Genomic DNA, 12,703 nt, shown 5'->3' on the forward strand with positions numbered 1-12,703 from the left:
AACCATGCTGACTGCAAGGTCACTCGCTCATCGCAATAAAAGCGAAGAAAATCCGAGAAAATAGGGTTAAATAACGCAAAAACCGCCCAAATGAGGGCGGTTCTGCTTCTCGTTTAGACTTAGTTAAGCTGTACGCCCAACGCCTTTGCGATGCCTTCGCCGTAAGCGGCGTCTGCCTTGAAGAAGTGCTGCAATTGACGGTCGACGACGTCTGCCGAGACACCCGCCATCGCACCGGCGATATTACTGATCAACAGCGCTTTCTGCTCGTCGTTCATCAAGCGGAACAGCGCTCCCGCATGGCTGTAGTAGTCAGTATCCTCGCGATGATCGTAGCGATCGGCCGCCCCGCTCAAGGCCAGAGCCGGCTCCGCATAACGTGGTGCCTGCTTCGGCGCCTCCACATAGCTGTTCGGCTCGTAGTTGGGCGCTGCTCCACCGTTGCTGCCGAACGCCATGGCACCGTCGCGCTGATAGGTGTTGACCGGGCTGCGCGGAGCATTCACCGGCAACTGCTGATGATTGGTGCCGACACGGTAGCGGTGCGCATCCGCGTAGGCGAATACGCGGCCTTGCAACATGCGGTCCGGCGAAAGCCCCACACCTGGCACCATGTTGCTGGGCCCGAACGCTGCTTGCTCCACTTCAGCGAAGTAGTTCAGAGGGTTGCGGTTGAGCTCCAGCTCGCCGACTTCAATCAGCGGAAACTCTTTCTGCGACCAGGTCTTGGTCACATCGAACGGATTTTCGTAATGCGCAGCAGCCTGGGCTTCGGTCATGATCTGGATGCAGACGCTCCATTTCGGGTAATCACCGCGCTCAATGGCGTTGAACAGGTCACGCTGGGCGTAATCCGGATCAGTACCCGCCAGGCGAGCGGCCTCGGCCGGCGACAGGTTCTTGATGCCTTGCTTGGTCTTGTAGTGCCATTTGACCCAGTGACGCTCACCCTGTGCATTGATCAAGCTGTAGGTGTGGCTACCAAAGCCGTGCATGTGACGATAGCCGTCAGGAATGCCGCGGTCAGAGAACAGAATGGTGACCTGGTGCAGGGCCTCAGGCGAATGCGACCAGAAATCCCACATCATCTGGGCGCTTTTCAGGTTACTTTGCGGCAGACGTTTCTGGGTGTGAATAAAGTCCGGGAACTTCAGCGGATCGCGAATGAAGAATACCGGCGTGTTGTTACCCACAATGTCCCAGTTACCTTCCTCGGTGTAGAACTTCAGGGCGAAACCACGGGGATCGCGCTCAGTATCGGCAGAGCCTCGCTCGCCTCCCACAGTGGAAAACCGCAGGAAAGTAGGCGTCTGCTTGCCGACAGACTCGAACAATTTGGCACTGGTGTATTGGGTGATATCCCGTGTCACGGTGAATGTGCCGTAGGCACCCGAGCCTTTGGCGTGCACGCGGCGCTCGGGGATATTCTCGCGGTTGAAGTGAGCGAGCTTCTCGATAAGGTGGAAGTCGTCGAGCAGCAACGGGCCACGGGGGCCCGCAGAGCGAGAATTCTGGTTATCGGCGACAGGAGCGCCGCTTGCTGTCGTAAGCGTTTTGGTCTGGCTCATGCTCAATCTTCCTCGGTCGGTCTCTGAACTGCCGGCTAATCGGCTGGAAAGGAGTATTGACCATGTTAGTTACAGTATCCAAATTCATTAAATCATGGATATCGATAGTCATTATCTAATGCTGCCGTGTTGCCAATAGCGAGACCAGCCGAAACGGCCGCTTACCTTTTCACAGGCACAAAAAAACCGGGCACAAGGCCCGGTTTTTTCTTTATTGCCGTCTTACTCAGCGGATACAGCTTCACCGCCGGTAGCACGATCAACCAACTCGACGTACGCCATAGGCGCGTTGTCGCCAGCGCGGAAACCGCACTTGAGGATGCGCAGGTAGCCACCCTCACGGGTAGCGTAACGCTTGCCCAGGTCGTTGAAGAGCTTACCAACGATAGCTTTCGAACGAGTACGGTCGAAAGCCAGGCGGCGGTTAGCCAGGCTGTCTGTCTTGGCCAGAGTGATCAGCGGCTCGGCAACGCGGCGCAGTTCTTTGGCTTTCGGCAGTGTAGTTTTGATCAGCTCGTGCTCGAACAGCGACACCGCCATGTTCTGGAACATGGCCTTGCGGTGCGAGCTGGTGCGGCTCAGGTGACGACCACTTTTACGATGACGCATGGTTCATTCCTTACCAAACACAACGTTCGGTGATTACGACGATCAGGCAGTCGCCTTGTCGTCCTTCTTAAGACTTGCAGGCGGCCAGTTGTCGAGGCGCATGCCGAGGGACAGACCGCGGGAGGCCAGAACGTCCTTGATTTCAGTCAAGGATTTCTTGCCAAGGTTCGGAGTCTTCAACAGCTCTACTTCGGTACGCTGAATCAGGTCGCCGATGTAGTAGATGTTTTCCGCCTTAAGGCAGTTAGCCGAACGTACAGTCAGTTCCAGATCGTCAACCGGGCGAAGCAGGATCGGATCGATCTCGTCTTCCTGCTCGACAACCACTGGCTCACTGTCACCCTTGAGGTCGACGAACGCAGCCAACTGCTGTTGCAGGATGGTTGCAGCACGACGGATAGCCTCTTCAGGATCCAGGGTACCGTTGGTTTCCAGATCAATAACCAGCTTGTCCAGGTTAGTACGCTGCTCGACACGGGCGTTTTCCACCACGTATGCGATACGGCGAACCGGGCTGAACGAAGAGTCAAGCTGCAAGCGACCGATGCTGCGGCTTTCGTCTTCATCGCTCTGACGCGAGTCTGCCGGCTCATAACCACGACCACGAGCTACGGTGAGCTTCATGTTCAGGGCGCCGTTAGACGCCAGGTTAGCGATTACGTGATCGGGGTTAACGATCTCGACATCATGATCCAGCTGAATATCGGCAGCGGTAACCACCCCCGAACCCTTCTTCGACAAGGTCAGCGTAACTTCGTCACGACCGTGCAGCTTGATAGCCAGGCCTTTAAGGTTCAACAGGATTTCAATGACATCTTCCTGTACGCCTTCGATCGCGCTGTACTCATGGAGTACACCGTCAATCTCGGCCTCGACTACTGCACAGCCGGGCATTGAGGACAACAGGATGCGGCGCAGCGCGTTGCCCAGGGTGTGGCCGAAACCACGCTCGAGAGGCTCGAGTGTGATCTTGGCGCGGGTTGGACTGACAACCTGCACATCGATATGGCGGGGTGTCAGGAACTCATTTACCGAAATCTGCATGGATGCACCTATTTTCTAGCCCTTACTTGGAGTAGAGCTCGACAATCAGGCTTTCGTTGATGTCGGCGGACAGATCACTGCGAGCTGGAACGTTCTTGAAAACGCCCGACTTCTTCTCAGTGTCTACTTCTACCCATTCTACGCGGCCACGTTGGGCACACAGATCGAGAGCTTGGACAATGCGAAGTTGATTCTTTGCTTTCTCGCGAACAGCAACCACGTCACCAGCACGAACCTGGTAGGACGGAACGTTTACGGTCTGACCGTTAACGCTGATCGACTTGTGCGATACCAGCTGACGGGATTCGGCACGAGTAGAACCGAAGCCCATACGGTATACAACGTTGTCCAGACGGCATTCGAGCAGTTGCAACAGGTTTTCGCCGGTTGCGCCTTTCTTGCCAGCTGCTTCTTTGTAGTAGCCGCTGAACTGACGCTCGAGAACGCCGTAGATACGACGAACCTTCTGCTTCTCACGCAGTTGGGTGCCGTAATCGGACTGGCGACCGCGGCGCTGGCCGTGGATACCAGGTGCTGCTTCGATGTTGCACTTCGATTCGATCGCGCGCACGCCGCTCTTCAGGAAGAGATCGGTGCCTTCGCGACGAGCGAGTTTGCATTTTGGACCAATGTAACGAGCCATTCTTTACAATCTCCTGGATTACACGCGGCGCTTCTTCGGCGGACGGCACCCGTTGTGCGGGATTGGCGTCACGTCGGTGATGCTGGCGATCTTGTAGCCACAGCCGTTCAATGCACGAACTGCGGATTCACGACCTGGACCTGGACCCTTGACGTTGACGTCGAGGTTTTTCAGGCCGTATTCCAGCGCAGCTTGACCAGCACGTTCAGCAGCAACTTGAGCGGCAAACGGGGTGGACTTGCGGGAACCGCGGAAACCCGAACCACCGGAGGTAGCCCAGGAAAGAGCGTTACCTTGACGGTCGGTAATGGTCACGATGGTGTTGTTAAAAGATGCATGGATGTGGGCGATGCCATCAACCACTGTCTTTTTAACTTTTTTACGAGGACGAGCAGCAGGTTTTGCCATGATTAAATTCCTGTCGATTCGCTGGGGCGATTACTTGCGGATCGGCTTACGCGGGCCTTTACGGGTACGCGCGTTGGTCTTGGTACGCTGACCGCGTACTGGAAGACCACGACGATGACGCAGACCGCGATAGCAACCGAGGTCCATCAAGCGCTTGATTTTCATGTTGGTTTCACGGCGCAGGTCACCTTCAGTGGTGAACTTCGCCACTTCGCCACGCAGCTGTTCAATCTGCTCGTCGCTCAGATCTTTGATCTTTGCCGCTGGGTTGACCCCAGCCACTGCACAAATTTTCTGTGCAGTAGTGCGACCAACACCATAGATGTAGGTCAGCGAGATAACAGTATGCTTGTTATCTGGAATGTTGACGCCTGCAATACGGGCCATTCAGTGGGACTCCAATTGACAGCTACCTACGCCCCGGAAGCCAAGAAATAGGGCGCGAGATAATATCGCTGTAATAACAAATAATCAACCCGGCAGCGCACTAGCTGCCGGGCTTAAAGCACAATCACACTCAGCCTTGGCGCTGTTTGTGACGCGGTTCCGCGCTGCAAATTACCCGAACAACACCTTCGCGGCGAATAATCTTGCAGTTACGGCACAGCTTTTTCACCGATGCACGAACTTTCATCACCAACTCCTCGAACCTTATGGACGCTACTCAGCGCAACATGCCGCTGCCGTAGCCCTTCAGGTTGGCTTTCTTCATCAGGGATTCGTACTGGTGCGAAACGAGGTGCGATTGTACTTGGGACATGAAGTCCATCACAACCACGACCACGATCAGCAACGAGGTCCCGCCAAGGTAGAACGGTACGTTTGCCGCAACCACCAGGAACTGGGGCAACAGGCAGACGGCCGTCATGTAAAGAGCACCGAACATGGTCAAGCGAGTCAGAACGCCATCAATGTAGCGCGCAGACTGCTCACCCGGACGGATACCCGGAATAAAGGCACCGGACTTCTTCAGGTTTTCCGCTACGTCTTTCGGATTGAACATCAACGCCGTATAGAAGAAGCAGAAGAAAATAATCCCTGCACTAAACAGCAGAATATTCAACGGCTGACCAGGAGCGATCGACTGCGAGAGATCCTGCAACCAGCCCATACCTTCAGACTGGCCGAACCAGGCGCCCAACGAAGCCGGGAACAGCAAGATGCTGCTCGCGAAAATAGCCGGAATAACACCGGCCATGTTCACCTTCAACGGCAAGTGGCTCGTCTGCGCAGCAAATACCTTGCGGCCCTGCTGACGCTTGGCGTAGTGAACAGCAATACGACGCTGACCACGCTCGATGAATACCACGAAACCGATAATCGCTACTGCCAGCAAACCGATGGCAACCAGAGCGAAAATGTTGATATCACCCTGACGCGCAGACTCGAAAGACTGCCCGATCGCTCTCGGAAGACCGGCGACGATACCTGCGAAGATCAACATCGAGATACCGTTGCCAACACCACGCTCAGTAATCTGCTCACCCAGCCACATCATGAACATCGCGCCCGCCACGAAAGTGGTTACCGCGACGAAATGGAAGCTGAAGTCAGCAGTGAACGAAACGCCTTGCCCCGCCAGGCCGATGGACATGCCAATGGCCTGGACAAGAGCGAGAACGACAGTGCCGTAGCGGGTGTACTGGCTGATCTTGCGACGGCCAGCTTCACCTTCCTTCTTCAACTGTTCCAGCTGCGGGCTGACAGCGGTCATCAGCTGCATGATGATCGATGCCGAGATGTACGGCATGATCCCCAGTGCAAAGATGCTCATCCGCTCCAGCGCGCCGCCGGAAAACATGTTGAACAAGCTAAGAATGGTCCCCTCATTCTGTCGAAACAGGTCTGCGAGTCGGTCCGGGTTGATACCTGGAACCGGGATGTGTGCGCCTATTCGGTAGACGATAATCGCCAGGAACAGAAAACGCAGACGAGCCCAGAGTTCAGACATACCGCCTTTGCCGAGCGCAGAGAGAGCACCTTGCTTAGCCATTTATTCCTCGAACTTGCCGCCAGCTGCTTCGATAGCCGCACGCGCACCTTTGGTGGCGCCGATTCCCTTTCCGATGGTGACAGCGCGAGCAACTTCGCCCGACAGCATGATTTTCACACGCTGTACGTTCTGGTTGATCACATTGGCATCCTTCAGGGACTGCACGGTGACGATGTCGCCGTCCACTTTAGCCAGCTCGGACAGACGCACTTCTGCGCGGTCCATGGCCTTCAGGGAAACGAAACCGAACTTCGGCAGGCGACGATGCAGCGGCTGTTGACCGCCTTCAAAGCCTGGAGCAATGGTGCCACCGGAGCGGGAGGTCTGACCTTTGTGACCACGGCCACCAGTCTTGCCCAAACCACTACCGATACCACGGCCCGGACGATGCTTTTCGCGACGGGAACCCGGCGCTGGACTCAGATCATTGAGTTTCATCGATTAACCCTCGACACGCAGCATGTAGTAAGCCTTGTTGATCATCCCGCGATTCTCGGGAGTATCCTGGACTTCTACAGTGTGACCGATGCGACGCAGACCCAGACCCTTAACGCACAGTTTGTGGTTAGGGATGCGGCCGGTCATGCTTTTGATCAGCGTAACTTTTACGGTAGCCATGATCAGAAGATCTCCTTGACGCTTTTGCCACGCTTGGCGGCAATGGATTCAGGAGACTGCATAGCCTTCAAGCCCTTGAAAGTGGCGTGAACCACGTTTACAGGGTTAGTCGAGCCATAGCACTTGGCCAGAACGTTCTGAACGCCAGCAACCTCGAGGACAGCACGCATGGCGCCGCCGGCGATGATACCGGTACCTTCAGAAGCAGGCTGCATGTACACCTTCGAAGCGCCATGGGCAGACTTCATTGCGTACTGCAGAGTGGTGCCGTTCAGATCAACCTGGATCATGTTGCGGCGAGCAGCTTCCATTGCCTTCTGGATCGCAGCAGGCACTTCACGCGACTTGCCACGGCCGAAGCCAACACGGCCCTTGCCATCACCTACCACGGTCAACGCGGTGAAAGTGAAGATACGGCCGCCTTTTACGGTTTTGGCTACGCGGTTAACTTGAACCAGCTTCTCGATGTAGCCTTCGTCGCGCTTTTGGTCGTTATTGGACATAACTTAGAACTCCAGCCCAGCTTCACGAGCAGCATCAGCCAGCGCCTTGACGCGGCCGTGGTACTTGAAGCCAGAGCGGTCGAAAGCCACCTGCGAGACGCCAGCGGCTTTAGCACGCGTAGCGACCAGCTGGCCAACCTTAGTGGCCGCGTCGATGTTGCCGGTAGCACCATCACGCAGTTCTTTATCCAAAGTCGAGGCACTTGCCAGGACTTTGTTGCCGTCGGCCGAAATGACCTGGGCGTAGATGTGCTGCGAAGAGCGGAACACGCAGAGACGCACGACTTCGAGTTCGTGCATTTTCAGGCGTGCTTTGCGAGCGCGACGCAGTCGAGTAACTTTTTTGTCGGTCATTTGCTATGCCCTACTTCTTCTTGGCTTCTTTACGACGGACGACTTCGTCCGCGTAGCGCACACCTTTGCCTTTGTACGGCTCTGGTGGACGGAAGTCGCGGATCTCGGCGGCCACTTGACCTACCAGCTGCTTGTCGATGCCCTTGATCAGGATATCGGTCTGGCTAGGAGTCTCAGCGGTGATGCCTTCCGGCAGTTCGTAATCCACTGGGTGCGAGAAGCCAAGAGCCAGGTTCAGAACCGAGCCTTTTGCTTGCGCTTTGTAACCAACACCGACCAGCTGGAGCTTGCGCTCGAAGCCTTGGCTTACGCCTTGGACCATGTTGTTTACCAACGCACGAGTGGTACCAGCCATTGCGCGAGTCTGTTGGTCGCCATTGCGAGCAGCAAAACGCAGCTCACCGGCTTCCTGAACGATCTCAACGGACGAATGGATGTTCAGTTCAAGAGTGCCCTTGGCACCCTTCACCGAAAGCTGTTGGCCTGCGAATTTGACTTCGACACCGGCTGGCAGCTTAACGGGGTTCTTAGCGACGCGAGACATGCTTATCCCCCCTTAGAACACAGTGCAAAGAACTTCGCCGCCGACACCGGCAGCGCGCGCAGCACGATCAGTCATCACACCCTTGTTGGTGGAGACGATAGACACGCCCAGACCGCCGCGAACTTTCGGCAACTCCTCGACGGACTTGTACTGACGCAGGCCTGGACGGCTAACGCGCTTCACTTCCTCGATGACCGGACGGCCTTCGAAGTATTTCAGCTCGATGGACAGCAGAGGCTTGATTTCGCTGCTGATCTGATAACCCGCGATGTAACCTTCGTCCTTCAGGACTTTTGCTACAGCCACCTTCAACGTGGAAGACGGCATGCTTACGACGGACTTTTCAGCCATCTGGGCATTACGGATTCGAGTTAGCATGTCCGCTAACGGGTCCTGCATACTCATGGGCTAGACGCTCCTAATGCAAAAAAATTAGCCTTACGGCTACTACGTGTCGCCGAGAAACTCCGGGCATGAAAAACACGGGCTCAGGCGAGCCGGTCATTCTAGACACACCCCAGAAATGAATCAAGCCCCAAAAGGGGCTTGATTCGGCTTCAAGGCCACCGGCGGTCAGGATCCTGAGACCCTGACCACCGAGACTTTGACAGTGCTTACCAGCTGGCTTTGACCAGACCTGGAACGTCACCACGCATTGCAGCTTGACGCAGCATGTTACGGCCCAGGCCGAACTTGCGGTACACGCCATGCGGACGACCAGTCAGGCGGCAGCGGTTACGCATGCGCGAGGCGCTCGCGTCACGTGGCTGCTTCTGCAGTGCTACGGTAGCTTCCCAGCGTGCTTCTGGACTTGCGTTCAGATCAACGATGATAGCTTTAAGCGCTGCACGCTTGGCGGCGTACTTGGCAACGGTGAGCTGACGCTTCAGCTCACGGTTCTTCATGCTCTTCTTGGCCATTTTCCTACTCCAATCAGTTGCGGAACGGGAATTTGAAAGCACGCAGCAGAGCGCGACCTTCGTCATCCGATTTGGCAGTGGTGGTCAGGGTAATGTCCAGACCGCGCAGAGCATCGATCTTGTCGTAATCGATTTCCGGGAAAATGATCTGCTCTTTCACGCCCATGCTGTAGTTGCCACGACCGTCGAAGGACTTGGCATTCAGGCCGCGGAAGTCGCGAACCCGAGGCAGGGAGATCGACAGCAGACGATCCAGGAACTCATACATACGATCGCGACGCAGGGTCACTTTGACACCGATCGGCCAACCTTCACGGACTTTGAAGCCAGCGATGGATTTGCGAGCGTGAGTCACAACGACTTTCTGGCCGGTGATCTTCTCCAGGTCAGCTACCGCGTGCTCGATGACTTTTTTGTCGCCGATCGCTTCGCCCAGACCCATGTTCAGGGTGATCTTGGTAATGCGCGGAACTTCCATCACGTTCGCCAGCTTAAGTTCTTCCTTAAGCTTCGGTGCGATTTCCTTCCGGTAAATCTCTTTCAGTCGTGCCATGGTCTTCTACCTAGCAGTGTTCAAGCATCAACCGCTTTTTGGGTCGACTTGAAGACACGAATTTTTTTGCCGTCTTCTACTTTGAAACCAACGCGGTCAGCCTTGTTGGTTTCGCCGTTGAAAATGGCGACGTTGGAAGCGTGCAGTGGCGCTTCTTTCTCGACGATACCGCCCTGTACGCCCGACATCGGGTTAGGCTTGGTATGACGCTTGACCAGGTTCAGACCACCAACAACCAGACGGTTGTCAGCGAGAACCTTAAGCACCTTACCGCGCTTGCCCTTGTCTTTGCCGGCGATCACGATGATCTCGTCGTCACGACGAATCTTTTGCATGTCGGATCTCCTTACAGCACTTCTGGGGCGAGCGAGACGATCTTCATGAACTTCTCAGTACGAAGTTCACGGGTCACTGGCCCAAAGATACGGGTGCCGATTGGCTCTTGCTTGTTGTTCAACAGAACAGCAGCGTTGCCATCAAAGCGGATGATGGAGCCGTCTGCACGACGAACACCATGGCGAGTGCGGACTACAACAGCAGTCATCACTTGGCCTTTCTTCACCTTACCGCGAGGAATTGCTTCCTTGACGGTAACCTTGATGATGTCGCCAATTGCAGCGTAACGACGATGGGAGCCACCCAGCACCTTGATGCACATAACGCGGCGAGCGCCGCTGTTATCGGCCACATCAAGCATGGATTGAGTCTGAATCATATAATTTCTCCGACCCCTAGCCCTTAGACTTCCACAGCGCGTTCGAGAACATCAACCAGCGCCCAAGATTTGGTCTTGGCCATCGGACGGGTTTCACGAATAGTGACCTTGTCGCCGATGTGGCACTGATTGGTTTCGTCGTGCGCGTGCAGCTTAGTCGAACGCTTAACGTATTTACCGTAGATCGGGTGCTTTACGCGACGCTCGATCAGAACGGTGATGGTTTTGTCCATCTTGTCGCTGACAACACGGCCAGTCAGCGTACGGACAGTTTTTTCGGCTTCTGCCATGATTACTTACCTGCCTGCTGGTTGAGCACAGTTTTCACGCGAGCGATGTCACGCTTAACTTGCGAGAGCAGATGAGACTGCCCCAACTGGCCAGTTGCCTTCTGCATACGCAGATTGAACTGGTCGCGCAGCAGGCCGAGCAGTTGCTCGTTCAGCTGCTGTGCGGATTTTTCACGAAGTTCATTCGCTTTCATCACATCACCGTCCGTTTAACAAAGGAGGTGGCGAGCGGCAGCTTTGCAGCAGCCAGGGCGAAAGCCTCACGCGCCAGCTCTTCAGAAACACCCTCGATTTCATACAGGACTTTGCCTGGCTGAATCTGGGCAACCCAGTATTCCACGTTACCCTTACCTTTACCCATCCGCACTTCGAGAGGCTTCTTGGTGACAGGCTTGTCCGGGAACACACGGATCCAGATCTTGCCGCCACGTTTTACGTGACGGGTCAGAGCACGACGTGCTGACTCGATCTGACGAGCGGTGAGACGACCACGAGCAACAGACTTCAGCGCGAACTCGCCGAAGCTGACTTTGCTACCGCGCAATGCCAGGCCACGGTTGTGACCGGTCATCTGCTTGCGGAACTTCGTACGCTTTGGTTGCAACATTTGGCGTACCCCTTACTTAGCAGCTTTTTTACGAGGCGCTGGTGCTTGTGGCTTCAGCTCTTCTTGGCGACCACCAATTACTTCGCCTTTGAAGATCCAAACCTTTACACCGATCACACCGTAGGTGGTGTGAGCTTCGTAGTTGGCATAGTCGATGTCGGCACGCAGGGTGTGCAGTGGCACACGACCTTCGCGATACCATTCAGTACGTGCGATTTCAGCACCGCCGAGACGACCGCTCACTTGGATTTTGATGCCTTTGGCACCAATGCGAATGGCGTTCTGTACAGCACGCTTCATAGCGCGACGGAACATTACGCGACGCTCCAGCTGCTGAGCTACGCTCTGCGCAACCAGCATACCGTCGAGCTCCGGCTTGCGGATCTCTTCGATATTGATGTGCACAGGCACACCCATTTGCTTGGTCAGGTCCTGACGCAGTTTCTCAACATCTTCACCTTTCTTCCCGATAACGATACCTGGGCGAGCGGTGTGGATGGTGATACGTGCTGTCTGAGCCGGACGATGGATATCGATACGGCTTACGGACGCGCTTTTTAGTTTGTCTTGGAGATACTCACGCACCTTCAGATCAGCGAACAAGTAGTCCGCATAAGTCCGACCGTCTGCGTACCAGACGGAGGTGTGCTCCTTGACGATTCCCAGGCGAATGCCAATGGGATGTACTTTCTGACCCATCTCTTCGACTCCGTTACTTGTCAGCAACCTTGACAGTGATATGGCAAGACCGCTTGACGATGCGATCAGCACGGCCTTTGGCACGTGGCATGATGCGCTTCAGCGAACGCCCTTCGTTAACGAAAACGGTGCTGACCTTCAGATCATCAACGTCTGCGCCTTCGTTATGCTCGGCGTTGGCTACGGCCGACTCCAGCACTTTTTTCATGATCTCGGCGGCTTTCTTACTGCTGAAAGCCAACAGGTTGAGCGCTTCGCCCACCTTCTTCCCGCGGATCTGGTCGGCGACCAAGCGGGCTTTCTGGGCGGAGATTCGAGCGCCCGACAACTTAGCGGCTACTTCCATTTCCTTACCCCTTAACGCTTGGCTTTCTTGTCAGCCACGTGCCCACGGTATGTGCGGGTACCGGCGAACTCGCCCAGTTTGTGGCCGACCATGTCTTCGTTCACGAGAACTGGGACGTGCTGGCGACCGTTGTGTACAGCGATGGTCAGACCGACCATCTGTGGCAGGATCATCGAACGACGCGACCAGGTCTTAACTGGTTTGCGATCGTTCTTTTCCGCCGCCACTTCGATCTTCTTCAGTAGGTGAAGATCAATAAAAGGACCTTTTTTCAGAGAACGTGGCACTG

Annotated in this window: 24 protein-coding genes; all 24 read right to left on the reverse strand. The window is 55.4% G+C overall.

The genetic code is table 11. The features are described from left to right. Positions 1–119: 119 nt before the first annotated feature. Positions 120–1,568, reverse strand: a complete 1,449-nt coding sequence (locus AC1M7R_RS08150; protein ID WP_490610342.1) for a catalase — start codon at positions 1,566–1,568, stop codon at positions 120–122. Between the two features lie 222 nt (positions 1,569–1,790). Further along, positions 1,791–2,177 (reverse strand): 50S ribosomal protein L17, encoded by a 387-nt coding sequence (gene rplQ, locus AC1M7R_RS08155; RefSeq protein ID WP_024778333.1) that lies wholly within the window; start codon positions 2,175–2,177, stop codon positions 1,791–1,793. 42 nt (positions 2,178–2,219) lie between these two features. After that, positions 2,220–3,221, reverse strand: coding sequence for a DNA-directed RNA polymerase subunit alpha (locus AC1M7R_RS08160; RefSeq protein ID WP_003186012.1), 1,002 nt, complete (start codon positions 3,219–3,221; stop codon positions 2,220–2,222). 22 nt (positions 3,222–3,243) lie between these two features. Then, complete coding sequence (rpsD, locus tag AC1M7R_RS08165; protein ID WP_003176404.1) at positions 3,244–3,864, reverse strand: 30S ribosomal protein S4; 621 nt, start codon at positions 3,862–3,864, stop codon at positions 3,244–3,246. A gap of 18 nt (positions 3,865–3,882) precedes the next feature. Further along, on the reverse strand, positions 3,883–4,272 hold the full coding sequence (rpsK, locus tag AC1M7R_RS08170; protein ID WP_002555466.1) for a 30S ribosomal protein S11: 390 nt from the start codon (positions 4,270–4,272) through the stop codon (positions 3,883–3,885). Between the two features lie 30 nt (positions 4,273–4,302). Continuing rightward, positions 4,303–4,659, reverse strand: a complete 357-nt coding sequence (gene rpsM, locus AC1M7R_RS08175) for a 30S ribosomal protein S13 (RefSeq protein ID WP_072395491.1) — start codon at positions 4,657–4,659, stop codon at positions 4,303–4,305. Positions 4,660–4,789: 130 nt separating this feature from the next. Then, the gene (gene rpmJ / locus AC1M7R_RS08180; RefSeq protein ID WP_002555468.1) at positions 4,790–4,906 is read right to left on the reverse strand and encodes a 50S ribosomal protein L36; all 117 of its coding nucleotides are present in this window, start codon (positions 4,904–4,906) and stop codon (positions 4,790–4,792) included. 30 nt (positions 4,907–4,936) lie between these two features. Then, complete coding sequence (gene secY / locus AC1M7R_RS08185) at positions 4,937–6,265, reverse strand: preprotein translocase subunit SecY (protein ID WP_072395489.1); 1,329 nt, start codon at positions 6,263–6,265, stop codon at positions 4,937–4,939. Continuing rightward, positions 6,266–6,703 carry a 50S ribosomal protein L15 gene (rplO, locus tag AC1M7R_RS08190; protein ID WP_003186032.1) on the reverse strand — a complete coding sequence of 146 codons (438 nt, stop codon included), beginning with the start codon at positions 6,701–6,703 and terminating at the stop codon, positions 6,266–6,268. It abuts the gene before it with no gap. A 3-nt stretch (positions 6,704–6,706) separates the two neighbouring features. Then, the gene (rpmD, locus tag AC1M7R_RS08195) at positions 6,707–6,883 is read right to left on the reverse strand and encodes a 50S ribosomal protein L30 (protein ID WP_003176408.1); all 177 of its coding nucleotides are present in this window, start codon (positions 6,881–6,883) and stop codon (positions 6,707–6,709) included. A gap of 2 nt (positions 6,884–6,885) precedes the next feature. Continuing rightward, positions 6,886–7,386 carry a 30S ribosomal protein S5 gene (gene rpsE, locus AC1M7R_RS08200; protein ID WP_003186035.1) on the reverse strand — a complete coding sequence of 167 codons (501 nt, stop codon included), beginning with the start codon at positions 7,384–7,386 and terminating at the stop codon, positions 6,886–6,888. 3 nt (positions 7,387–7,389) lie between these two features. Continuing rightward, positions 7,390–7,740: a 50S ribosomal protein L18 gene (gene rplR / locus AC1M7R_RS08205; RefSeq protein ID WP_003186037.1), complete on the reverse strand. Its 351-nt coding sequence runs from the start codon at positions 7,738–7,740 to the stop codon at positions 7,390–7,392. A gap of 10 nt (positions 7,741–7,750) precedes the next feature. After that, positions 7,751–8,284 carry a 50S ribosomal protein L6 gene (rplF, locus tag AC1M7R_RS08210; protein ID WP_072395487.1) on the reverse strand — a complete coding sequence of 178 codons (534 nt, stop codon included), beginning with the start codon at positions 8,282–8,284 and terminating at the stop codon, positions 7,751–7,753. Positions 8,285–8,296: 12 nt separating this feature from the next. Then, positions 8,297–8,689, reverse strand: coding sequence for a 30S ribosomal protein S8 (gene rpsH / locus AC1M7R_RS08215; protein WP_011063773.1), 393 nt, complete (start codon positions 8,687–8,689; stop codon positions 8,297–8,299). Positions 8,690–8,898: 209 nt separating this feature from the next. After that, the gene (rpsN, locus tag AC1M7R_RS08220; protein WP_072395485.1) at positions 8,899–9,204 is read right to left on the reverse strand and encodes a 30S ribosomal protein S14; all 306 of its coding nucleotides are present in this window, start codon (positions 9,202–9,204) and stop codon (positions 8,899–8,901) included. 13 nt (positions 9,205–9,217) lie between these two features. Then, on the reverse strand, positions 9,218–9,757 hold the full coding sequence (gene rplE, locus AC1M7R_RS08225) for a 50S ribosomal protein L5 (protein WP_024778330.1): 540 nt from the start codon (positions 9,755–9,757) through the stop codon (positions 9,218–9,220). Between the two features lie 20 nt (positions 9,758–9,777). Continuing rightward, positions 9,778–10,092 carry a 50S ribosomal protein L24 gene (gene rplX, locus AC1M7R_RS08230; RefSeq protein WP_003186046.1) on the reverse strand — a complete coding sequence of 105 codons (315 nt, stop codon included), beginning with the start codon at positions 10,090–10,092 and terminating at the stop codon, positions 9,778–9,780. An 11-nt stretch (positions 10,093–10,103) separates the two neighbouring features. Continuing rightward, positions 10,104–10,472, reverse strand: a complete 369-nt coding sequence (gene rplN, locus AC1M7R_RS08235) for a 50S ribosomal protein L14 (RefSeq protein WP_024778329.1) — start codon at positions 10,470–10,472, stop codon at positions 10,104–10,106. Between the two features lie 23 nt (positions 10,473–10,495). Continuing rightward, on the reverse strand, positions 10,496–10,762 hold the full coding sequence (gene rpsQ, locus AC1M7R_RS08240) for a 30S ribosomal protein S17 (protein WP_003194644.1): 267 nt from the start codon (positions 10,760–10,762) through the stop codon (positions 10,496–10,498). A 2-nt stretch (positions 10,763–10,764) separates the two neighbouring features. Further along, complete coding sequence (gene rpmC / locus AC1M7R_RS08245) at positions 10,765–10,956, reverse strand: 50S ribosomal protein L29 (protein ID WP_002555481.1); 192 nt, start codon at positions 10,954–10,956, stop codon at positions 10,765–10,767. After that, the gene (rplP, locus tag AC1M7R_RS08250) at positions 10,956–11,369 is read right to left on the reverse strand and encodes a 50S ribosomal protein L16 (RefSeq protein WP_003186052.1); all 414 of its coding nucleotides are present in this window, start codon (positions 11,367–11,369) and stop codon (positions 10,956–10,958) included. The genes rpmC and rplP overlap by 1 nt, the downstream gene beginning before the upstream one ends. Positions 11,370–11,381: 12 nt before the next feature. Next, on the reverse strand, positions 11,382–12,068 hold the full coding sequence (gene rpsC / locus AC1M7R_RS08255; RefSeq protein ID WP_024778328.1) for a 30S ribosomal protein S3: 687 nt from the start codon (positions 12,066–12,068) through the stop codon (positions 11,382–11,384). A 13-nt stretch (positions 12,069–12,081) separates the two neighbouring features. Then, complete coding sequence (gene rplV / locus AC1M7R_RS08260; protein WP_003103908.1) at positions 12,082–12,414, reverse strand: 50S ribosomal protein L22; 333 nt, start codon at positions 12,412–12,414, stop codon at positions 12,082–12,084. A gap of 11 nt (positions 12,415–12,425) precedes the next feature. After that, positions 12,426–12,701, reverse strand: coding sequence for a 30S ribosomal protein S19 (gene rpsS, locus AC1M7R_RS08265; RefSeq protein WP_002555486.1), 276 nt, complete (start codon positions 12,699–12,701; stop codon positions 12,426–12,428). Between the last annotated feature and the right edge of the window lie 2 nt (positions 12,702–12,703).

The organism is Pseudomonas sp. MS01C9 (assembly GCF_058202755.1).